The sequence below is a fragment of the Pseudomonas sp. 05N432 genome (assembly GCF_056396945.1).
In genome coordinates this window covers 239,046-260,218 of sequence record NZ_JBFTMM010000003.1, presented here as the reverse complement: position 1 = coordinate 260,218, position 21,173 = coordinate 239,046, and the positions used below count along the sequence as shown (strand labels likewise).

Sequence of the window (21,173 nt, the reverse complement as noted above, 5' to 3'; positions counted from 1 at the left end):
TCAATTTCGAATCAGGAGAAACACCCATGAGCATTACTCGTTACGGCACTGGTAGCACCGCTGGCGGTGGCCAGCCCCGTCCTTTCGCCCGCGCGGTCGAAGCGGATGGATGGCTGCATGTGTCCGGTCAGGTGCCAGCGGTGGACGGCGAAATCATTGCTGGCGGGATCGTCGAGCAGACTCACCAGACCATGCGCAACCTGATCGCGATCCTCGAAGAAGCCGGCTATGGCCTCGAAGACGTGGTCCGCACGGGCGTATGGCTGGAAGATCCGCGGGATTTCTGGAGCTTCAACAAAGTCTTCTCCGAGTACTTCAGCCCGGAACACGCACCGGCCCGGGCTTGTGTGCAGGCGAACATGATGGTCGACTGCAAGGTCGAGATTGATTGTGTGGCGTACAAGAAGAAGGCCTGAACCGAGGTGACCCTATCGCGAGCAGGCTCGCTCCCACATGGGAGGTGTGTTCTGCCACATATTGCAATTACGCCACCAGACTCCTGTGGGAGCGAGCCTGCTCGCGATGGCGGTCTAACGGTCGGCGCAGGACTCTGGTTAAACTCCCCGGCGAATTTGAATGAGAACCCACTGACATGACCGAAGACACCATCAAGCGCCGGGCCCGCGGTCTGGACCGGGCGTTCGATATTCTCGATTTCCTCAAGGAAATTGGCCAGCCGCTGCGCCCGAACGATATCGCCAGCGGTATCGGCAGTCCGAAATCCACGGTCTACGAGCTGGTCGCGTCGCTGCTGGAACGACGGATTCTCGAACCGGTGGGCAAGGAAGGTCACGTCTATCTTGGCCGGCAACTGTACTTTCTGGGGCAAGCGCATCTGCGCCATTTCGACTTGAGTCGCGAGGCCGATCACGCTTTGCAGGAGATCGTCAGCCAGACCCGCGAAACCGCGCAGATGTGCCTGCTCAACGGGCGCAAGTACACGGTGGCGTTGATGAAGGAGGGCGAGCGGCATTTCCGCATTTCCTCGGACATCGGCGAGAACGCGCCGATCCCGTGGACCGCTTCCGGGCGCTTGTTGCTGGCGCACTTGAGCGACCAGCAAATCGTCGACCTGATCGATGAAGATGACTTCATCCTGCCGGACGGCGAACGCCTGCCGCTGGAACGTTTTCTGGCGGAAATCCGTCAGGCCGGTATCGACGGATTCTTCTCCTTCGACAGCGTCGCCGACACCTTTACCCATTGCTTTGCCGCCCCGGTGAAAGACCCGAGTGGCGTCGCCATTGCGACCCTGTGCATCGTCGCCCCGAGGGCCGATGCCAAGAACAATTACAACGACTATCGCCGGGTGCTGATCGACAGCGCGAACAACCTGGCCCGTCGCATCAACGAATAACAGTGGCCGTTCGCGGCCGCGTGTGAGGAGTTAGAACATGCCTTCTGCCTTGAACATCGCTGCCGTGGAAAAGGGCAACGGCCAGCCCGGTGCCAACCTGGTGCGTGACGTCAGCCTGCCGGCGCTGGTGCTGCACCGCGAAGCGCTGGAACACAACATCCGCTGGATGCAGGCGTTCGTCAGCAACAGCGGTGCCGAACTGGCGCCGCACGGTAAAACCAGCATGACCCCGTCGCTGTTTCGCCGCCAACTGGAGGCGGGAGCCTGGGGCATCACCCTGGCCACTGCGGTGCAGACTCGCGCCGCCTACGCCCATGGCGTGCGCCGGGTGTTGATGGCCAATCAGTTGGTGGGGGCGCCGAACATGGCGCTGATCGCCGAGTTGCTGGCAGATCCGGCATTCGAATTCCACTGCATGGTCGATCACCCGGACAACGTTGCCGACCTCGGGGCATTTTTCGCCGCGCGCGGTCTGCGCCTGAACGTGATGATCGAGTACGGTGTGGTCGGCGGCCGTTGCGGTTGCCGCAGCGAAGCCGAAGTGCTGGCACTGGCTGAGGCGATCAAGGCGCAGCCGGGGTTGGCGTTGACCGGTATTGAAGGCTACGAAGGGGTGATTCATGGCGACCAGGCAGTCAGTGGCATTCGTGAATTTGCTGCGTCCCTGGTACGCCTCGCGGTGCAGTTGCAAGACAGCGGCGCTTTCGCCATCGACAAGCCGATCATCACCGCGTCGGGGTCGGCCTGGTATGACCTGATCGCCGAGTCCTTCGAAGCCCAGAACGCCGCCGGACGTTTCCTCAGCGTGCTGCGTCCGGGCAGTTACGTGGCTCACGACCATGGCATCTACAAGGAAGCGCAATGCTGCGTGCTCGATCGTCGTAGCGACTTGCACGAAGGCCTGCGTCCGGCACTGGAAGTCTGGGCGCATGTGCAGTCGTTGCCGGAGCCGGGGTTTGCGGTGATCGCTCTGGGCAAGCGCGATGTAGCCTATGACGCGGGGTTGCCGGTGCCGTTATTGCGTTATCGGGCGGGTGTGCTGCCGGCGATCGGTGATGATGTCAGTGCCTGCACAGTGACAGCGGTGATGGATCAGCATGCGTTCATGACGGTCGCGCCCGGGGTTCAGTTGCGCGTGGGCGACATCATCTCGTTCGGTACGTCTCACCCGTGCCTGACCTTCGACAAATGGCGCACCGGTTGCCTGGTGGATGAGCAGTTGAACGTCATCGAAAGCATGGAAACCTGTTTTTAAGGTTTGAGACCGAGGTGCGGCCATCGCGAGCAGGCTCGCTCCCACATTGGATCTCCAGTGCTCACAAGATCAGTGTGGGAGCGAGCCTGCTCGCGATGGCGGCCTGCCAGACAACACCGAAATCCCAGAGACCCCATAACCATGAACACCCTCAGCACTCTCGGCCCCGACACCCCGCGCATTGCGCTGATCGGCGAGTGCATGATCGAGTTGCAGCAGCGCGCCGACGGCAGTCTGCAACAGAGTTTTGGCGGCGACACCCTGAACACCGCGGTCTACCTGTCTCGTGAAATGGGCGACGGGGCCACGGTGGATTACGTCACCGCGCTGGGCGACGACAGCTTCAGCGATGCGATGTGCCAGAGCTGGTCCGAAGAAGGTATCGGCCTGGGCATGGTCCAGCGCCTGCCGGGACGTTTGCCCGGTTTGTACTGCATCCAGACCGATGCTTCGGGTGAACGTCGTTTCCTCTATTGGCGCAACGAAGCCGCCGTGCGCGATTGCTTCACCACGCCGGCGGCGGTACCGATTCTTGCGGCGCTGCCGGATTACGATGTGCTGTATTTCAGTGGCATCACCCTGGCGGTGCTGGGCGAAGCGGGGCGTAAAAAGCTCATCGAGACACTGATCGAAGCCCGTCAGCGGGATGCGCGGATCGTCTTTGACAACAACTATCGGCCACGTTTGTGGAGCTCTGTCGAACAGGCCCGAGCGGTGTATCGCGAAGTCTTGCCCTATGTCGATCTGGCACTGCTGACAGTGGACGATGAACAGGCGTTGTTCGGATTTTCCGATGAGGCGGCGGTGTTCGCGGCCTACGAGCAGATCGGCATACCGGAGGTGGTGCTCAAGCGCGGCGCCGAGCCGTGTCTGATTCGCTGTGACGGTGAGTCGTTCGAGGTTCCGGCGCTGCGCGTCGAACGGGTGGTGGACACCACGGCGGCGGGGGATTCGTTCAGCGCGGCGTATCTGGGCAGTCGGCTCCGTGGCGCAAGCCCGGCAGAGGCCGCAGAAGCCGGGCATCGGTTGGCGAGCCGGGTGATCCAGGTGCCGGGGGCACTGATTCCCAAGGATTGAGGTTCAATGGCCGCTTGCTGCGCAATCGGATCGCGAGCAGGCTCGCTCCCACAGGTTGTGTAGGGCCATCAATGTGGGAGCGAGCCTGCTCGCGAAGAGGCCCTCAAGCCAATCCATCAATCGCGGTAAAACACCTGCACCAGGTGATAACCAAACTTGCTTTTGATCGGTCCGTGCACGACACGCAGTGGTTTCTTGAAGATCACCGCATCGATGGCGCCAACCATCTGCCCGGGCCGAACTTCGCCCAGGTCACCTCCGCGTTTGCCAGACGGGCAGGTGGAATACTTCTTGGCCAGCACATCAAAGGCTTCGCCCTTGGCGATGCGTTGTTTGAGCTGTTCGGCCTCTTCGGCGGTTTTCACCAGAATATGGCGGGCTTGAGCTTTCATTGGGGCAGTTACCTTGGAGCGGTGGTGGCGGCGGGGCGCGATTATGCCTCAAATCATCCGGTTCGGCGGATCATGTGGCGAATCTTGCCGGCCAGTTGTTCAAGGGTGAAGGGCTTGGCCAGCAGGTCCATGCCCTCCTCGAGAAAGCCCTGGCGTTCGGCGGCTTTTTCCGCGTAGCCGGTCATGAACAGGACGTTAAGCCCAGGTCGATGCTGACGGGCGATTTCCGCCAGTTGCCGGCCATTCATGCCGGGCAGGCCGACATCGGTCACCAGCAGATCGATACGCAGGTCAGACTCCAGCAGCGGCAGGGCGTTTTTTGCGTCTTGCGCCTCATGGGCGATGTAGCCCAGTTCGTTCAGCACATTGAGCACCAGCATACGCACTGCAGGGTCGTCTTCGACCAGCACCACCGACTCACCTGCGGTCGCATAGGGGCTGCCCAAGCTGACTGCCGCCAGCGAGGCGTGCTGAGGCGCGTTGTGCAGGCGCGGCAAATACAGGCGCACCGTCGTGCCTTGTCCCGGCTGACTGCTGAGGGTCACATGGCCGCCGGATTGCTGGGCGAAGCCATAAATCATCGACAACCCCAGCCCGGTGCCCTGGCCGATAGGCTTGGTGGTGAAGAACGGATCGAAGGCCTTGGCCAATACGCGCGGAGTCATGCCGGTACCGTTGTCGCGTACGCCGAGCATCACATAGTCACCGGCCTTGACCGGCTCAAGGGTGCTGATGTCGTTGCCATCGAGGTAGCTATTGGCGGTTTCAATCACCAGCTCGCCGCCCTCAGGCATCGCATCGCGGGCGTTGATCACCAGGTTGAGCAGGGCGTTTTCCAGTTGGTTGGCATCGGTGTTGACCGGCCAGACTTCCGGTGCCAGCTGAAACTTCAGTTCGATATGCTCGCCCTTGGTGCGGCGCAACAGCTCTTCGAGCGAGCGCACCAGTGTGTTGGGCTCAAGCGGTCGACGGTCCAGCGATTGCCGGCGGGAGAATGCCAGCAGCCGGTGAGTCAAGGCGGCAGCCCGATTGGCTGACGACACGGCCGCATCGGCAAAGCGGCCGATCTCATCGCTACGCCCATCGGCAATGTAGCGCTGCATCAGGTCCAGGCTGCCAATAATCCCGGTCAGCATGTTGTTGAAGTCGTGGGCGATACCGCCAGTGAGTTGGCCGACGGCTTCCATTTTTTGTGCATGGCGCAACRCATCTTCGGCGCGTTCGCGCTCGAACATTTCGTTTTGCAGGCGATGGTTGGCTTCAGCCAGTGCCTTGGTGCGTGTGTCGACCCGTTCTTCCAGCGTCTCGTTGAGGTTGCGCAAGGCTTCCTCGGTCTGTTTGCGCTCGGTTTCGTCGATCACGAAAATGTAGAACCCATTGACCGCACCGTCAGAACCAAAGCGTGGCAGGTACTTCATCAGTGCATAACGCGGTCGGCCGTCGCGGTGCGGCGAATAAGCCTCGAAACTGCAGGCTTTGCCCGCCAGCGCGGCGCTGATGTGCTCGACGCGGGTGGCATAGAGTTCGTCGCCGAGAATTTCTCGAATGGTTTTACCGTACAGCTCCTGCGGGGTCATGCCGTACCAGTCCAGGTACGCGCTGTTGTTCAGGCGAAAGCGTTGTTCATGATCGACATAGCCGATCAGCACCGGCATGGCGTTGATGATCAGTTGCAGCTCGGTCTGGCTTTGCCGTAACGCTTGTTCGGTGTGCTTGCGCTCGGTCAGGTCCAGAGCGGCACCGAGAAAACGCAGGGGGCGACCGTGGTGATCCTTGTAGCAGCGGCCTCGGGCAAAGACCCAGCGCACTTCGCCGCTGGCTTGCAGCAGCCGGTATTCCTCGGCGTATTCGCTGCCCTGGCTGATGCAGTGCTTGATGCTGCGGGCGACCATGCCCCGGTCTTCCGGGTGCACGCCGTTGAGGTATTCGGTGATGGGCAGTTGATTGGCCAGTGCCGGGTCAACACTGTGCAACTGGGCGAAGTGCGCATCGGCAATAAAGCGATCTTCGCTGATATCCCAGTCCCAGGTGCCTACCGCGTCGGTGGCGGCGAGGGCCAGTTGCAGGCGTTCTTCGGTTTCGTGCTGGGCCTTGAGGCTGGCCTCCGAGCGTTGTTTGAGCTCCAGGGCGATGCGTCGGCGCTCATTGGTTTCAATGGCAGTGACCAGGATCCCGGCGACCTGCCCGCGTTCGTCACGAATCGGGCTGTAGGTCAGGTCCAGCCAGACATCCGATTCGCCGCCATCGCGCTGCAGGCTGAAACGCTGCTCGCTGTAGGAACGCACTTGGCCTTGTAAGACAGCGCTATAAATGGGGTCGGTGAAGTCTTTAAGTTCTGGCCATGTCTGGTGCGTGGGTTGTCCGAAAGCCTGCGGATGCTTGTTGCCGGCCAACAGTGCAAAGCCGTCGTTGTAGATCTGCGACAGCTCCGGCCCCCATAACAACAGCATGGGCATGGGCGAGTGAATCACGATGTCCACGGCGGTGCGCAGGCTCTGCGGCCAGTGGCTGGCAGAGCCCAGCGGACTTTGTGCCCAGTCGAGTCGGGCAATCAAGGCCTGGGCGTCGCCGCCGGTAGGGGATCCGTTCATCAAGGGTTCCTGCATCATGTCCGTGCTACATATCGGTACTGGGGCATCTACTATGCTTCGAAGGAGTAGACGCTCGGACGCGTGAAAAGTGGCGTGCCTTGGCAATTTTCGTTCAATGGAAGGCTCAATGGATATTTTTTTGCCATGGACATTCACTCGCTGCTAAGAATGCTGGCCAGCCAGGACGGCTCCGATCTTTACCTGTCGACTGGCGCACCACCTACCGGGCGCTTCAAGGGTGCGCTCCGAACACTGGCCCCTGAAGTGTTCAAGCCCGGCGAGATTGCCCGGATTGCCGAGACCCTTATGGACGTCGAGCAGTGCGCAGAGTTCGACCGCGAGCTGGAAATGAACCTGGCGGTGTCTCTGGTCGGAGTCGGGCGCTTTCGCGTCAACGTCTTCAAGCAGCGTAATGACGTGTCGATCGTGGCGCGCAACATCAAACTCGATATCCCGCGCTTTGAAGACCTCAAACTGCCGGCCGTGCTGCTTGAGACGGTGATGCTCAAGCAGGGGCTGATGCTGTTCGTCGGCGCCACGGATTCGGGCAAGTCGACCTCGCTGGCAGCGTTGATCGATTACCGCAATCGCCACAGCAGCGGGCACATCATCACCATCGAAGACCCGGTGGAGTATATCCATCGCCATCAACAGTCGATCATCAACCAGCGTGAGGTGGGCGTCGATACGCGCAGCTTCCACGCCGCCTTGAAGAATACCCTTCGCCAGGCGCCGGATGTGGTGCTGATCGGCGAAATTCGCGACCGCGAAACCATGGAGCATGCATTGGCATTCGCCGACACCGGGCACCTGGTGCTCTCTACCTTGCACGCTCACAACGCCAATCAGGCACTGGACCGGATCATCAACTTTTTCCCGGAGGAGCGCCGTGGGCAGTTGCTCAATGATCTGGGTAACAACCTCAAGGCCTTCGTTTCCCAACGTCTGGTACGCACCCGCGATGGGCAGCGCCGGGCGGCGGTGGAGGTGATGCTGGGTACGCCAACCATTGGCGATCTGATACGGCGCAATGAGCTTCACCAGCTCAAGGAGATCATGGAAAAGTCGGCAGAGTCGGGAATGAAGACGTTTGATACGGCGTTGTTCGATTTGGTTGTCGAGGGTGCGATCGATGAAGAGGAGGCATTGAAATACGCCGATTCGGTGAATAACTTGCGCTTGCGTCTGAAGTTGCACGTGGACAGTGTGCCGAATGCCGCCCCCCCATCCACCAAAACCGGTGAATGGGGGCTGATGGACTGACCCATCCTGCGTAGGCGTTAGCTCTGCAATTCCGGTCGATCCCGAAATTGCTCCAGCGCTTCAGGGTTGGCCAGTGCATCGGTATTTTTCACCGGCTGGCCGTGCACGACATTTCTGACGGCCAGCTCGACCACCTTGCCGCTGATGGTTCGCGGTATATCCGTCACCGCCACGATCTTTGCCGGCACATGCCGAGGCGTGGTGTTGGCGCGGATGACCTGGCGAATCTCCTGCTCAAGTTTTTCGTCCAGCGTTACGCCGTCACGCAGGCGCACGAACAACACCACGCGCACGTCATCCTGCCATTGCTGGCCGATGGCGACCGAGTCCAGTACCTGATGGATTTTTTCCACCTGACGGTAGATTTCCGCGGTGCCGATGCGTACGCCGCCGGGGTTGAGTACTGCGTCAGAGCGCCCGTGGATCAGCCAGCTGCCATTGGGCCGTTGTTCGGCGTAGTCGCCCTGAGCCCAGACGCCCGGAAACTGGCTGAAATACGAGGCGCGGAGTTTTTCCTGCTGCGGGTCGTTCCACAGGCCGATCGGCATCGCCGGGAAGTGCCGGGTGCAGACCAACTCGCCTTTTTCACCGATCACCGGCTGACCCGCCTCATTCCAGACTTCAACCGCCATGCCCAGGCCCTTGCACTGCATCTCGCCACGGCGGACCGGCAGGACCGGATTGCCGGCAAGAAAGCAGGAGATGATGTCGGTACCGCCGGACATCGACGATAGGCACAGATCGCTTTTGATCTCGCGATAAACGTACTCGTAGCTTTGCGGCGACAGTGCCGAACCGGTCGAGAGCAGGGCTTTCAGGCTGCCCAGGTCGTGGCTTAGGCGCGGCTGGATTTCATTGCTTTCCAGTGTCGCGAGGTATTTGGGGCTGGTGCCGAAGACACTGATGGCTTCGCTGTCGATCAGGTCGATCAAGCGTTGCGGGCCGGGGTGGAAAGGCGAGCCGTCGTACAGCACCACGCTGCTGCCGACCGCCAATGCCGAGACCAGCCAGTTCCACATCATCCAGCCACAGGTGGTGTAGTAGAACAGTCGGTCGTCTGGCCCGAGGTCGACGTGCAAACCGTGTTCCTTGACGTGTTGCAGCAGTACACCGCCGACGCTGTGGATGATGCATTTCGGTACGCCGGTGGTGCCACTGGAGTAGAGAATGTACAGCGGATGCGCGAAGGGCACCGGGACGAACCCGGGCTCGCCGCCCGGACGATAAAAGCTGTCCCACAACGCGACGTTGGCTTGGGTTTTGTAATCGTCAACGCGGGCCTGTGGCCGGGCATAAGGCACGATAATCAGTTGCTGCAGCGATGGCAGGTGTTCGAGGATTTCGTTGACCTTGGTCGTCTGGTCGATCTCTTTGCCGGCGTAGCGATAACCGGCGCAGGTGATCAGCACTTTCGGTTCGATCTGGCCGAAGCGGTCGACCACCCCGTGCGTGCCGAAATCCGGTGACGAACACGACCAGATCGCGCCCAGGCTGGTGGTCGCGAGCATGCCTACCAGGGTCTGCCAGGTGTTCGGCATGCACGCTGCCACCCGGTCACCGAGGCCGACGCCAGCGGCTCTCAGGCTTTTTTGCAGACCGGCGACGTGTTCGGCCAGCTCACGGTAACTCAAGCTTTCGCGCTGGCCATTCTCGGCGATGGCAATTACGGCAGTTGCGTCATCGCGACGACGCAGCAGGTGTTCGGCGAAGTTCAGCGTGGCGCCGGGAAACCACTCGGCGCTGGGCATCTGCGGGCCTTCACGCAGCACGGTGCTCGGTGGCTGGTGAAACCTGATCTCGAAAAAATCGACGATGGCCTGCCAGAAATCTTCGCGCTGATCGATGCTCCATTGGTGCAGGGCGGGGTAGTCCGCGAGTGCCAGGTTGTACCGCTGATTGCTGAAGCGCCGGAAGGCATCCATGCGGGTCTTGCCGATGCGTTCGGCGCTGGGTTGCCAAAGAACTTCTGACATGATTGGCCTCTTTTTTCTTAATACCCGCTCACTGGCTCTTGTGGCGAGGGAGCTTGCTCCCGCTGGGCCGCGAAGCGAGCCCAAACTGGCTGGCGCGTTCTTCCAATGGCAACGCGCTCATCATTTTACGACAGCTGCGCCCGAACGTGGACCGGCCGACGCGAGCAAGCACCTTCGCCACAGCCGCTGACTAGCCTTTTTACTGTGCCAGCCACCCGCCATCAATATTCCACGCCGCGCCACGCACCTGGCTGCCAGCTTCACTGCACAGGAACAGCACCAGTTCACCCAGGTGTGACGGGGTCACGAATTCCAGCGACGGCTGCTTCTCGGCCAACAAATCATGTTGCGCCTGCTGTGGGTCAACCCCTGCTGCGGCGCGGTCATCGATCTGCTTTTGCACCAGCGGCGTCAGTACCCAGCCTGGGCAGATGGCGTTGCAGGTGACGTTGCTGGTGGCGGTTTCCAGGCCGACCACTTTGGTCAGGCCGATCACCCCATGCTTGGCGGCGACGTAGGCAGCCTTACCCACCGAGCCGACCTGGCCGTGTACCGAGGCGATGTTGACGATCCGTCCCCACCCCTTGGCGCGCATGCCTGGCAGGCTGAGGCGGGTGCTGTGGAAGACCGACGACAGGTTGATCGCAATGATCGAATCCCAACGCTCCACGGGGAAGTCTTCCACCGCGGACACGTGCTGGATGCCCGCGTTGTTCACCAGGATATCGACACCACCGAACTCGCGTTCGGCATAGGCGATCATCTCGGCAATTTGCGCAGGGTCACTGACATCGGCCGGGTGGTGCCCGACCTTGCCACCAAACTGCTGTACCTGCGCGATGACTGTGGAGGCATCGCCGAAACCATTGAGGATCAGGTTGGCGCCGGCCCTGGCCAGGCTCAGTGCGATGCCCAGACCGATGCCGCTGGTGGAGCCGGTGACCAATGCGGTTTTGCCCGAAAGAGTTGTCATGAATGCCTCACACAATGCCGGTGGCGTAGAAAGTACCGATGACTACGAAGACCGCCAGGGTCTTGATCAGCGTAATACAGAAAATGTCTTTATAGGCTTCGCGGTGGGTCAGGCCCGTTACCGCGAGCAAGGTAATGACCGCGCCGTTGTGCGGCAGCGTGTCCATGCCGCCACTGGCCATGGCCGCGACCCGGTGCAGCACTTCCAGCGGAATGTTCGCCGCATGGGCCGCCGCGATGAAGTCATTGGCCATCGCCGCCAGGGCAATGCTCATGCCACCCGAGGCCGAACCGGTGATACCTGCCAGCAGGGTCACGGTAATCGCTTCATTGACCAGCGGGTTAGGGATGCTTTTCAGCCAGTCGGCCAGCACCAGGAAGCCGGGCAACGAGGCGATGACCGCACCGAAACCGTATTCCGACGCGGTGTTCATCGCCGCCAGCAAGGCGCCGCTGACCGCGCTTCTGCTGCCTTCGGCGAGCTTGCCGCGGATCGCCTGGAAGCCGAACACCAGCACCATGACGATGCCGACCAGCAACGCGGCCTGGACCGCCCAGATGGCGGTGAGCTTGGCGATTTCGGTGGTCACCGGCGCGGACATGCCCGGCAGGCTCAGGCTGTGGGTCTTGCCGTACCACAGCGGAATCCAGTGGGTGAACAGCAGGTTCATGATGCCCACCAGCAGCAACGGCGAGAGCGCGATCCACGGATTGGGCAGCTTCACGTCTTCGGCGGTTTCCGGCTCGTTGCGCAGCTCTGTGCCGTAGCCTTCACCCTTGCGCTGGGCCTTGTTGCGCTGACGCTGGAGGAACAGCATGCCGGCGCAAAAGACGAAGATCGTGCCAATCAAACCCAGCCATGGCGCGGCCCAGGCGGTGGTGTTGAAGAAGGTGCTGGGGATGATGTTCTGGATTTGCGGGGTGCCGGGCAGGGCGTCCATGGTGAAGGAAAACGCGCCAAGGGCGATGGTCGCCGGGATCAGCCGTTTCGGGATATTGCTCTGACGGAACATCTCCGCGGCAAACGGATACACCGCGAATACCACGACGAACAGCGACACGCCGCCGTAGGTGAGCAGGGCGCAGACCAGCACGATCACCAGCATCGCCTGGCGCGTGCCGAGCAGGCGAATCGCTGCAGCGACAATCGAACGTGAGAAGCCCGACAACTCGATCAGCTTGCCGAACACCGCGCCGAGCAGGAACACCGGGAAGTACAGTTTGACGAACCCGACCATTTTCTCCATGAACACGCCGGTGAAGGCGGGCGCAACGGCAGAGGGGTCAGTGAGCAGGACCGCGCCAAGGGCGGCAATCGGAGCGAAGAGAATGACGCTGTAGCCACGGTAAGCAGCCAGCATCAGCAGCGCGAGGGCTGCCAAGGCAATGATCACACTCATGGTGTGTCTCCTGGATTGTTATTTTTTTTGGGGGTGGATCTTTTGTAGGAGAGGGCGTTAGCGAGTTTCGTGCCATTCAAGTAACTTGTTGAAATATATGGATATTTCTTGTTATTTCGTTGATGGGGAAATAATTTGTCTCGGATTGGAGACTTATGGTGACTTGGATGGCCTTATCGCGAGCAGGCTCGCTCCCACATGTGTTCGGGGTTGACCCGAAAATGTGCGGGCCTAATGCAATTCAGTGTGGGAGCGAGCCTGCTCGCGATGGTCTCGATACGGTTTCAAATCATGTCTATAAGTAGAGACAAGCATCTCTTTATTGAGACTCGGCAATCCCCAACGCCACCATCTTCTTGTACAGCGTCGAACGCCCCAGCCCCAGCCGTGCCGCTGCGTCGATCACCTTGCCACCACAATGCGCGAGCGTACTTTCAATCAACTGCCGGTCGAAGCGTTCGCGTGCAGCACTGAAGGTCTCGTTGGTATGCGTTTCAATGGCCAGTGGCGCGGAGCGCTCCACAGGCACAAAACTGCCAACCGCCGCGCGGATTTCTGCAGCATTGAGGATCAGGTCATCGCTGAGCAGCGCGGCCCGCTCCAGCACGTTGCGCAATTCACGGATGTTACCCGGCCAGGCGTGTTGGCCGAGCAACTCCAGGGCCTGGCTATCGAGCTCATGCTGACTGCGCAGCTCTTCCAGGATCGCTTCGCTCAGGGCCGGCAGGTCGTCGAGGCGTTCGCGCAGCGGCGGCACATGGATGGGCAGGACGTTGAGGCGGTAATACAGGTCGGCACGAAACTCGCCGCGTTTGATCGCCGCTTCGAGGTCGGTGGAGGTCGCAGCGATCACTCGCACATCGCTCTGGATCACTTCGTTGGAGCCGACCGGTTCGAATTCTTTTTCCTGCAATACCCGCAGCAGTTTGCTTTGCAACGGCAGCGGCATGTCGCCGATTTCGTCGAGAAACAAGGTCCCGCCCTGAGCGATCTGCAGCTTGCCGGAGCGACCCTTGCGGTCTGCGCCGGTGAAGGCGCCGGGCGCGGTGCCGAAAAACTCGGCTTCGAGCAGCGCTTCCGGGATCGCCGCGCTGTTGATGCTGACGAAGGCTTTGTGCGCCCGTGGCGAGGCACCGTGAATCGCCTGGGCCAGCAGCTCTTTGCCGGTGCCGGTTTCACCCAGCAACAGGACCGGGGACTCGGTGCTGGCGCTACGTCGGGCGCGGCGTTTGACCTCCAGGCTGGCGGCGCTGGTGCCGATGAAATGGGCGAAGGTGTACTTGGCTTGTCGGGCTCGCAGCAGCGAACGTGTGGACGCAAGTTCTTCCTGCATGCTCTGGTAACGCTTGAGCATCGGCGACAGGCTGCGCAACTCATCGAACAACGCGAACCCGATGGCACCAATCACCGCGCCGGCGTCATCGTGAATCGGCAGGCGCATCACCACCAGCGGCTCTTTGGGCGTGTCCTGCATGTCCAGCAGGATCGGTCGACCGGTACGCACCACCTCGCGCAACAGGCTGCCGGGGATCACGCTTTCACACGCTTTGCCGATCGCCACTTCAGCGGACGCCAAGCCAAAGCGCTTGGCATAACGTTCGTTCATCCAGACGATGTTCGCATCGCGGTCGACGATCACCGTGCCTTCGCTGGACTGCTCGATGATCTCGAACAACGAGCGGATCGCCAGCATGCGCACACGTTGGTAGTCCTTGAGGCTTTCGGTGGTGTTCATGGCTTCATTTCCAGAATGTGCATGGTCTGTGCTGGCCCCTTCGCGAGCAGGCTCGCTCCCACATAAGTCACTGTGGGGGCGAGCCTGCTCGCGATGGCCGCGACGCGGTCCGAAGCGATCATACCCAGCCCGGATGCGCCGCGGCCAACAGCTCTTTGGTATAGGGGTGCTGCGGTGCGGTGAACACGTCATGGCTGGCGCCGCGTTCCACGACTTTGCCGTCCTTGATCACGATCATGTCATGGGCCAGGGCACGAATCACTGCCAGGTCATGGCTGATGAACAGGTAGGTCAGGCCGTATTTTTCCTGAAGCTGGCGAAGCAGGGCGACCACCTGTTTTTGCACCGTGCGATCAAGCGCCGAGGTCGGTTCGTCGAGCAGAATCAATGCCGGCTTGAGTACCAGGGCGCGGGCGATGGCAATCCGTTGGCGCTGGCCACCGGAGAATTCGTGCGGGTAGCGGTGGCGGCTTTGCGGGTCAAGGCCGACCTCTTTCAGCACCTGAATGACCTGGGCCTCGCATTCGCCGGCAGTTGATTGGCTATGGACTTCCAGCCCTTCGCTGATGATCTGTGCGACTGACATTCGCGGGCTGAGGCTGCCAAACGGGTCCTGGAACACTACCTGCATCTGCTTGCGCCAAGGCCGCAGCTGCTTCTGGTTCAGGCTGTCGAGCGCCTCGCCCTTAAAGCGGATGCTGCCGTCGGAGTCGAGCAGGCGCAGGATCGCCTGGCCGAGGGTGGACTTGCCGGAACCGGATTCGCCAACGATGCCCAGCGTCTTGCCGCGTTGAATACTCAGGCTGATGCCGTCGACTGCATGCAACCAGGTTTTACGCTGGAACAATCCGCCGCCCAGCGGGAAGCGCACATTGAGGTCGTTGACTTCCAACACGACTTCACGCTCGTCACGAGGCAGGGGTTCACCTTCCGGTTCGGCGTTCAACAGCAGTCGACTGTAGGGATGTTGCGGGTGGTTGAAGAGGCGCTCGCACTCGGCTTGCTCGACGACTTCCCCAGCGTGCATGACGCAGACCCGCTGGGCGATGCTGCGCACCAGATTGAGGTCGTGGCTGATCAACAGCAGCGACATGCCCAGGCGTTGTTGCAGTGATTTGAGCAGCCGCAGGATCTTGCGCTGTACCGTCACATCGAGCGCGGTAGTTGGTTCATCGGCGATCAGCAACTCGGGTTCGCAGGCCAGCGCCATGGCGATCATCACCCGTTGCCGCTGGCCACCGGAGAGCTGGTGCGGATAGGCCTTGAGGCGCTCTTCGGGTTTTTTGATGCCCACCAGTTCGAGCAGCTCAAGGGTGCGCTTTTGCGCCGCCTTGTCACCCAGCCCCTTATGCACCAGCAGGGTTTCGCCAATTTGCTTTTCGACGCTGTGCAACGGATTCAGGGAGGTCATCGGTTCCTGGAAAATCATCGCGATGCGATTGCCGCGCAAGGCTCGCAGGGTCGTGACGTCCGCGCCGATCAATTCCTGGCCACGATAGCGAATGCTGCCCCGGGTTTCGGTGCCGCCGTCGGGTAGCAGTTGGAGGATCGATTGGGCGGTCACCGATTTGCCCRAGCCGGATTCGCCAACCAATGCCAGGCACTCGCCGGGGCGGATGTCCAGGCACACATTGCGCACTGCAGCCTGACCACTGAAGGCCACGTTGAGGTCACGGATTTCGATCAGGTTGTCGCTCATGTCCAATGTCCAGCTCAGGTTCGAGGATCAAGATCGCGGCTCAAGATCGAGGATCAAGATCGAGGATCAAGATCGAGGATCAAATGCATCGCGCAATGCTTCACCGATAAACACCAGTAAGGAAAGAATCAGCGCCAGGGTGAAAAACGCCGTCAGCCCGAGCCACGGTGCTTGCAGATTCTGCTTGCCCTGACCGATCAACTCGCCCAGCGAGGCGCTGCCGGCGGGCATGCCGAAGCCGAGGAAGTCGAGGGCGGTGAGGGTCGAGATTGCCCCGGTGAGAATGAATGGCAGGTAACTCAAGGTCGCGTTCATCGCATTGGGCAGAATGTGCCGCACGATCACTTTGCGATCGGTTAGCCCCAGTGCGCGCGCCGCTTTGACGTACTCCAGGTTGCGCCCGCGCAGGAACTCGGCGCGCACTACATCCACCAGTGCCAGCCAGGAAAACAGCGCCATGATCCCCAACAGCCACCAGAAGTTCGGCTCGACGAAACCCGACAGGATGATCAGCAGGTAAAGCACCGGCAACCCTGACCAGACTTCCTGCAAACGCTGACCGAGCAGGTCGACCCAGCCGCCGTAGTAGCCCTGCAAGGCGCCGGCGGCGATGCCGATCAACGCGCTGATGAAGGTCAGCGCCAACGCGAACAATATCGACACCCTGGCGCCGAAAATCACCCGCGCCAACACATCGCGTGCCTGATCGTCGGTGCCCAGCCAGTTGACCTTTGACGGCGGACTCGGCGCCGGTTGATTGAGGTCGTAGTTCGGCGTGTCATCGCTGAACGGGATCGGCGGGAACAGCATCCAACCGCCGTCCTTGTGGATCAGCTTCTGCACGTAATCACTGCGGTAATCGGCCTGGAACGGCAGTTGCCCACCGAACTCTTGCTCGGTGTAGCGCTTGAACGCCGGGTAGTACAACGAGCCCTGATAACTCAGTACCAGCGGCTTGTCATTGGCAATCAATTCACCACCGAGGGTCAGGACGAACAGGCCGATGAACAGCCACAGCGACCACCAGCCTCGACGGTTTTTCTTGAAGCGTTCGAAGCGTCGGCGCGCCAGGGGCGAGAGATTGAGCATCAGCCATTCCTCGAGGCGAAGTCGATGCGCGGGTCGACCAGGGTGTAGCAAAGGTCGCCGATGATTTTTATCAGGAGACCGAACAGGGTGAAGATGAACAGCGAACCGAACACCACCGGGTAGTCCCGGGACACCGCCGCTTCATAACTCATCCGCCCCAGTCCATCGAGGGAAAAAATCACCTCGATCAACAGGGAACCGGCGAAAAACACGCTGATCAACGCCTGGGGAATGCCCGACACCACCAGCAGCATTGCGTTGCGAAACACGTGGCCGTACAGCACTCGGCGTTCACTCAGGCCTTTGGCGCGGGCGGTGACCACGTACTGACGGGTGATCTCGTTGAGGAAGGAGTTCTTGGTCAGAATGGTCAAGGTAGCGAAACCGCCGACTACCAGCGCCGTCACCGGCAGCACCAGGTGCCAGAAGTAGTCGGCCACTTTTCCCAGTGTCGACAACTGATCGAAATTCTCCGAGACCAGTCCTCGTACCGGAAACCAGTTCAACGATGTACCACCGGCAAATACCACGATCAGAAACATCGCAAACAGGAACGCCGGCATCGCGTACCCGATGACGATTGCGGTGCTGCTCCATATATCGAAAAGGCTGCCGTGATGCACGGCTTTGCGAATGCCCAGCGGGATTGATACCAGGTAGGTGATCAGTGTCGCCCAAAGCCCGAGGGAAATGGTCACTGGCATCTTTTCAAGAATCAGGTCGGTGACCGTGGCGCCGCGAAAGAAGCTCTTGCCGAAGTCCAGCCGGGCATAGCTGGTGATCATCAGCCACAGGCGTTCCGGTGCCGGCTTGTCGAAGCCATACTGTTTTTCGATGTCCTTGATCAGTTGTGGATCAAGTCCGCGACTGGCCCGCGAGCCGTGGCTGATGGCATCGCCGGAAGCCCCGATGGCTGGGCCGCCGATGCCTTGCAGGTGAGCGATGGCTTGTTCGACCGGGCCACCCGGTGCGGCCTGCACGATCACGAAGTTGACCAGCAGAATGATCACCAGCGTTGGAATGATCAGCAGCAAACGTCGAACTATATAAGCCAGCATCAATGCGGCCCTCCGGGTTTGCCACGGCTGATGCGTTCGACGGCCATTTGTTCGTTGGTCAGCGGCGTCGGGCTCATTTCCCACCAGCTCTCGATGGCTTCGTCATTGCTCGCTTGTATCGCCGGAATGCCGAAACGGTTCCACCACACAGTCGAGGAGCCTGGCGGGTAATAGTTGGGAATCCAGTAGTAGTTCCATTGCAGCACCCGGTCCAGTGCGTGGGCATAACGCAGCATGTCGGCCTGGGTGGTGGCTTTGACTAGGCCGGTAATCAGTGTGTCGACGGCAGGATTTTTCAGCACCATGTAATTGTTGGCACCGGGGTCGGTGGCGGCGGCCGAGCCGAAGTAGTTGTATAGTTCGGTCCCCGGCGAGGTGGTCACCGGATAGCCGGTGACGATCATGTCGTAGTCGCGACTCATCAAGCGGTTTACGTACTGCGACGAGTCGATCCGGCGAATATCCAGATTGATCCCGATCTGCGCCAGGTTGCGTTTGTACGGCAGCAGCAGACGGTCCATGCCGTTCTGGCTGATCAGGAAAGTAAACGCCAGTGGCTCGCCCTCGGCGTTGACCAGCCGATCGCCATCGGCTTTCCAACCGGCTTGTTCGAGCAGCGCCAGCGCCTGCAATTGCTTGTCGCGGATCAGGCCGCTGCCGTCAGTCTTCGGTGCTTCGAAAACCTGGGTAAAGACCTCGTCTGGAATCTGCCCGCGCAAGGGTTCGAGAATCGCCAGTTCGCCGGCATCGGGCGGTTGCCTGGCAGCCAGCAGGCTATTGGAAAAGTAACTCTGCTGGCGAATGTACATATCGCGCATCATCTGCCGGTTACTCCACTCGAAATCCCAGAGCATTGCCAGTGCCTGACGGACGCGGCGATCCTGGAACATCGGCTTTTGCAGATTGAACACAAAGCCCTGGGCCGGTTGTGGTGCCTCTTTGGCCAGATGAGCCTTTTGCAAACGGCCGTCGTTCAGCGCTGGACCGTCGTAACCGATGGAATACGCGGTGGCCGAGAACTCGCGGTTGTAGTCATAGGCGCCGCCGCGCAGCACCTGGCGAGCGACATCGGTATCGCCGAAATACTCGATGCTGAAATGGTCGAAGTTGTACAGGCCGCGGCTGACGGGTAAGTCCTTGCCCCACCAGTCGGCATTGCGCTCGAAGGTAATGCTGCGTCCCGAATCAATCTTGCTGACGCGGTACGGGCCGCTACCCAGTGGTGCTTCGTAACCGCCGCCATTGGCGAAGTCGCGGGTTTTCCACCAGTGCTCGGGAAACACCGGCAGGGTCGCAATGTCCAGCGCCAGGGTACGGCTTTCGTTGTTCTTGAAGTCAAAGCGAATGGTGTGCGGCGACTCGACTTCGACGCCTTTGACGTCGGCGAATTGGGTGCGATAGCGCAGGCTGCCCTGGGTCATCAGCAGGTCGAAGGTGTAGCGCACGTCTTCGGCGGTGATGGGCGTGCCATCGGCGAAGCGAGCCTTGGGGTTGAGGTAGAAACGCAGCCACAGACCATCATCGGCACGCTCCATTTTCTCTGCCACCAGCCCGTACACGGTGTAGGGCTCATCCAGCGAACGCTGGGCCAGTGGCGAGTAAATCATCCCGTCGACCTGGGTCACGCCAATGCCCTTGTCGATGTACGGCAGCACGTGGTCGAAGTGGCCGATTTCTATCGCTGAGCGGCGCATGCTGCCGCCCTTGGGCGCTTGCAGGTTGGTGTAGGCAAAGTGACTGAAACCTGCAGGGTATTTGGCCGGTTCGCCATACACGGTCAAGGCGTGCTGTGGCGTAGCGTTCACGGCTGCAGTGCTCAGCAGCAAGGCCAGGGCCATGAAGATCAATGAGGGGAAAGCCAGTCGCATTGTCAGCCTTAAGAGCCGGATGATCGATAAGCACAATTTGTACGCTAGCGGCGCGTGACTCGCCAGCCATAATCATTCGATACAAACGCAACGGCCCACCAGAAGGCGGGCCGTTGTTTGAGCAAATCGCGGATTGATCAGTCCTGGCGGCTGGTCACTTCCAGCAGGTGGTAACCGAACTGGGTCTTCACCGGGCCTTGTACGGTGTTGACCGGTGCGCTGAAGACCACGGTGTCGAATTCCTTGACCATCTGGCCAGGACCGAACGAACCGAGGTTGCCGCCGTCACGGCTCGATGGGCAGGTGGAGTTGGCTTTGGCAATGGCAGCGAAATCAGCACCGGCTTCGATTTGGGCTTTCAGTTCGTTGCACTTGGCTTCGGTGGCAACCAGGATGTGGCGGGCAGTGGCTTTGGCCATGAGAAAAATCTCCATTCAATGTTCAAGTAAGGTGTTGAGCCTACCGGATTCAGTGACCTATTTCTCGTCAAAGTTCGGTCAATCGATTGCCGGTTTTCACCTCATCTTGCCGTTGTTCGAAAAAGACCTGCTTAAAGGCCAACGCTTTTCAAGCGTTCGGCATGCAGCAGATACAACTCGACGGGGTCGATGCCTTTGCGTACCAGACCTGCCGTTTGATTGATCGCATCCAGGTGGTCCATTGGGTAATCGGAGCGCAGGACGGTGCCCAGGTGCGAGCTGTAGCGGCCGACCATCCCGTCGTTTTGCTCGGTCTCACGAGTGAAAAACCTGGAAAACCCTCGACAAAAAGCGTGCAGTGGATCGAGCGCATGCAGCCCTGCATCCAGCAGGTTGCCCTGCAATGTGCCACTCCAGGAGTAATAACGAACGCCGTTGACCTGTTCTTCGCCGTTGCCACCCCAGGTCTTCGGCAGGCCTTGAGGGTATTTTGCGTTGAAGGCCGCGACGCCTTCAGTCGTTAAAGCGTTGAGGGCGGCGACAGCGTTCTGCGGGATTTTCGGGTTGCCACTGATAAATGACAGGAACTCGACGAACAGTGTCGAGACTGCCACCGCGACGTGTTCTGGCAGGTGCCCGGGGGTCAATGCCTTGCGCAAGCAGTCGGCGAGCTCGGAGCCATGGTTCGGCCCGCTGACCGAGGTCACCGAAGCGACGTTTTGGGGGGCTATCGCTGCGGCATAACGAGCGGTCAGGGCGCCTTGGCTATGGCCGATCAGATTGACTTTGCTCGCGCCGGTGCCTGCCAGCACCCGGTCGATTTGTGCCAGCAGTTGCTGGCCACGGACCTCATTGCAGTGAGCGGCCGAGAGGTGGGGTATGAACACTTGCGCACCAGTGTTCCTCAGTGCCTGTTTCACGCCATGGAAGAGTTCCAGTTTGCCGATGCTCTCGAAACCGAAGAGGCCGTGGACCAGCAGGATAGGGTGCTGCGTGATTGCATTCCGTTGCATGTGCGTACCTGT

17 protein-coding genes are annotated in these 21,173 nt (G+C 60.4%); 5 read left to right on the top strand and 12 right to left on the bottom strand.

The window, feature by feature from the left end; all coding sequences use genetic code 11:
* Positions 1-26: 26 nt before the first annotated feature.
* The 4 genes from AC1DHT_RS05545 (at position 27) to AC1DHT_RS05530 (ending at position 3,689) form a co-directional block, all read left to right on the top strand.
* Positions 27-416, top strand: a complete 390-nt coding sequence (locus tag AC1DHT_RS05545; protein WP_054596805.1) for a RidA family protein — start codon at positions 27-29, stop codon at positions 414-416.
* A 176-nt stretch (positions 417-592) separates the two neighbouring features.
* Positions 593-1,357, top strand: coding sequence for an IclR family transcriptional regulator (locus AC1DHT_RS05540; protein ID WP_427536629.1), 765 nt, complete (start codon positions 593-595; stop codon positions 1,355-1,357).
* 37 nt (positions 1,358-1,394) lie between these two features.
* Positions 1,395-2,612, top strand: coding sequence for an amino acid deaminase (locus AC1DHT_RS05535; RefSeq protein WP_427536631.1), 1,218 nt, complete (start codon positions 1,395-1,397; stop codon positions 2,610-2,612).
* Between the two features lie 141 nt (positions 2,613-2,753).
* The gene (locus tag AC1DHT_RS05530) at positions 2,754-3,689 is read left to right on the top strand and encodes a sugar kinase (RefSeq protein ID WP_442114511.1); all 936 of its coding nucleotides are present in this window, start codon (positions 2,754-2,756) and stop codon (positions 3,687-3,689) included.
* A 116-nt stretch (positions 3,690-3,805) separates the two neighbouring features.
* On the opposite strand, the gene AC1DHT_RS05525 is transcribed toward AC1DHT_RS05530, so the two are convergent.
* Together AC1DHT_RS05525 and AC1DHT_RS05520 are read right to left on the bottom strand one after the other, a co-directional pair.
* Entirely contained in the window at positions 3,806-4,081 is a 276-nt protein-coding gene (locus tag AC1DHT_RS05525; RefSeq protein ID WP_019690952.1) for a peptidylprolyl isomerase, read from the bottom strand.
* A 53-nt stretch (positions 4,082-4,134) separates the two neighbouring features.
* Positions 4,135-6,672: a hybrid sensor histidine kinase/response regulator gene (locus AC1DHT_RS05520; RefSeq protein WP_477761309.1), complete on the bottom strand. Its 2,538-nt coding sequence runs from the start codon at positions 6,670-6,672 to the stop codon at positions 4,135-4,137.
* Between the two features lie 144 nt (positions 6,673-6,816).
* Here AC1DHT_RS05520 and AC1DHT_RS05515 point away from each other — a divergent pair, with 144 nt between their 5' ends.
* Entirely contained in the window at positions 6,817-7,935 is a 1,119-nt protein-coding gene (locus AC1DHT_RS05515) for a PilT/PilU family type 4a pilus ATPase (protein WP_427538308.1), read from the top strand.
* Positions 7,936-7,952: 17 nt separating this feature from the next.
* On the opposite strand, the gene AC1DHT_RS05510 is transcribed toward AC1DHT_RS05515, so the two are convergent.
* The 10 genes from AC1DHT_RS05510 to AC1DHT_RS05465 form a co-directional block, all read right to left on the bottom strand.
* Positions 7,953-9,908: an acetoacetate--CoA ligase gene (locus tag AC1DHT_RS05510; RefSeq protein ID WP_427538311.1), complete on the bottom strand. Its 1,956-nt coding sequence runs from the start codon at positions 9,906-9,908 to the stop codon at positions 7,953-7,955.
* 199 nt (positions 9,909-10,107) lie between these two features.
* Positions 10,108-10,881 (bottom strand): 3-hydroxybutyrate dehydrogenase, encoded by a 774-nt coding sequence (gene hbdH / locus AC1DHT_RS05505; RefSeq protein WP_427538314.1) that lies wholly within the window; start codon positions 10,879-10,881, stop codon positions 10,108-10,110.
* Positions 10,882-10,888: 7 nt separating this feature from the next.
* Positions 10,889-12,280, bottom strand: coding sequence for a GntP family permease (locus tag AC1DHT_RS05500; protein ID WP_427538317.1), 1,392 nt, complete (start codon positions 12,278-12,280; stop codon positions 10,889-10,891).
* 319 nt (positions 12,281-12,599) lie between these two features.
* Entirely contained in the window at positions 12,600-14,015 is a 1,416-nt protein-coding gene (locus AC1DHT_RS05495; RefSeq protein ID WP_427538320.1) for a sigma-54 interaction domain-containing protein, read from the bottom strand.
* 118 nt (positions 14,016-14,133) lie between these two features.
* Positions 14,134-15,714, bottom strand: a complete 1,581-nt coding sequence (locus AC1DHT_RS05490; protein ID WP_477761308.1) for an ABC transporter ATP-binding protein — start codon at positions 15,712-15,714, stop codon at positions 14,134-14,136.
* A 66-nt stretch (positions 15,715-15,780) separates the two neighbouring features.
* On the bottom strand, positions 15,781-16,803 hold the full coding sequence (locus tag AC1DHT_RS05485) for an ABC transporter permease (RefSeq protein WP_054596816.1): 1,023 nt from the start codon (positions 16,801-16,803) through the stop codon (positions 15,781-15,783).
* Positions 16,803-17,861, bottom strand: coding sequence for a microcin C ABC transporter permease YejB (locus tag AC1DHT_RS05480; RefSeq protein WP_427538326.1), 1,059 nt, complete (start codon positions 17,859-17,861; stop codon positions 16,803-16,805). The genes AC1DHT_RS05485 and AC1DHT_RS05480 overlap by 1 nt, the downstream gene beginning before the upstream one ends.
* Positions 17,861-19,729, bottom strand: coding sequence for an extracellular solute-binding protein (locus AC1DHT_RS05475; RefSeq protein WP_442114509.1), 1,869 nt, complete (start codon positions 19,727-19,729; stop codon positions 17,861-17,863). Before AC1DHT_RS05475 ends, AC1DHT_RS05480 begins: the two co-directional genes overlap by 1 nt.
* A gap of 137 nt (positions 19,730-19,866) precedes the next feature.
* A complete protein-coding gene (locus tag AC1DHT_RS05470; RefSeq protein WP_019690941.1) occupies positions 19,867-20,148 on the bottom strand; it encodes a peptidylprolyl isomerase in 282 nt (93 codons plus the stop codon).
* Positions 20,149-20,279: 131 nt separating this feature from the next.
* The gene (locus AC1DHT_RS05465; RefSeq protein WP_427538332.1) at positions 20,280-21,161 is read right to left on the bottom strand and encodes an esterase/lipase family protein; all 882 of its coding nucleotides are present in this window, start codon (positions 21,159-21,161) and stop codon (positions 20,280-20,282) included.
* Positions 21,162-21,173 lie beyond the last annotated feature (12 nt).

Coding starts and splice junctions, on each gene's coding strand:
- AC1DHT_RS05545 (WP_054596805.1), top strand. CDS start 27: ATGAGCATTACTCGTTACGGCACTGGTAGCACCGCTGGCGGTGGCCAG.
- AC1DHT_RS05540 (WP_427536629.1), top strand. CDS start 593: ATGACCGAAGACACCATCAAGCGCCGGGCCCGCGGTCTGGACCGGGCG.
- AC1DHT_RS05535 (WP_427536631.1), top strand. CDS start 1,395: ATGCCTTCTGCCTTGAACATCGCTGCCGTGGAAAAGGGCAACGGCCAG.
- AC1DHT_RS05530 (WP_442114511.1), top strand. CDS start 2,754: ATGAACACCCTCAGCACTCTCGGCCCCGACACCCCGCGCATTGCGCTG.
- AC1DHT_RS05525 (WP_019690952.1), bottom strand. CDS start 4,081: ATGAAAGCTCAAGCCCGCCATATTCTGGTGAAAACCGCCGAAGAGGCC.
- AC1DHT_RS05515 (WP_427538308.1), top strand. CDS start 6,817: ATGGACATTCACTCGCTGCTAAGAATGCTGGCCAGCCAGGACGGCTCC.
- AC1DHT_RS05510 (WP_427538311.1), bottom strand. CDS start 9,908: ATGTCAGAAGTTCTTTGGCAACCCAGCGCCGAACGCATCGGCAAGACC.
- hbdH (WP_427538314.1), bottom strand. CDS start 10,881: ATGACAACTCTTTCGGGCAAAACCGCATTGGTCACCGGCTCCACCAGC.
- AC1DHT_RS05500 (WP_427538317.1), bottom strand. CDS start 12,280: ATGAGTGTGATCATTGCCTTGGCAGCCCTCGCGCTGCTGATGCTGGCT.
- AC1DHT_RS05495 (WP_427538320.1), bottom strand. CDS start 14,015: ATGAACACCACCGAAAGCCTCAAGGACTACCAACGTGTGCGCATGCTG.
- AC1DHT_RS05485 (WP_054596816.1), bottom strand. CDS start 16,803: ATGCTCAATCTCTCGCCCCTGGCGCGCCGACGCTTCGAACGCTTCAAG.
- AC1DHT_RS05480 (WP_427538326.1), bottom strand. CDS start 17,861: ATGCTGGCTTATATAGTTCGACGTTTGCTGCTGATCATTCCAACGCTG.
- AC1DHT_RS05475 (WP_442114509.1), bottom strand. CDS start 19,729: ATGCGACTGGCTTTCCCCTCATTGATCTTCATGGCCCTGGCCTTGCTG.
- AC1DHT_RS05470 (WP_019690941.1), bottom strand. CDS start 20,148: ATGGCCAAAGCCACTGCCCGCCACATCCTGGTTGCCACCGAAGCCAAG.
- AC1DHT_RS05465 (WP_427538332.1), bottom strand. CDS start 21,161: ATGCAACGGAATGCAATCACGCAGCACCCTATCCTGCTGGTCCACGGC.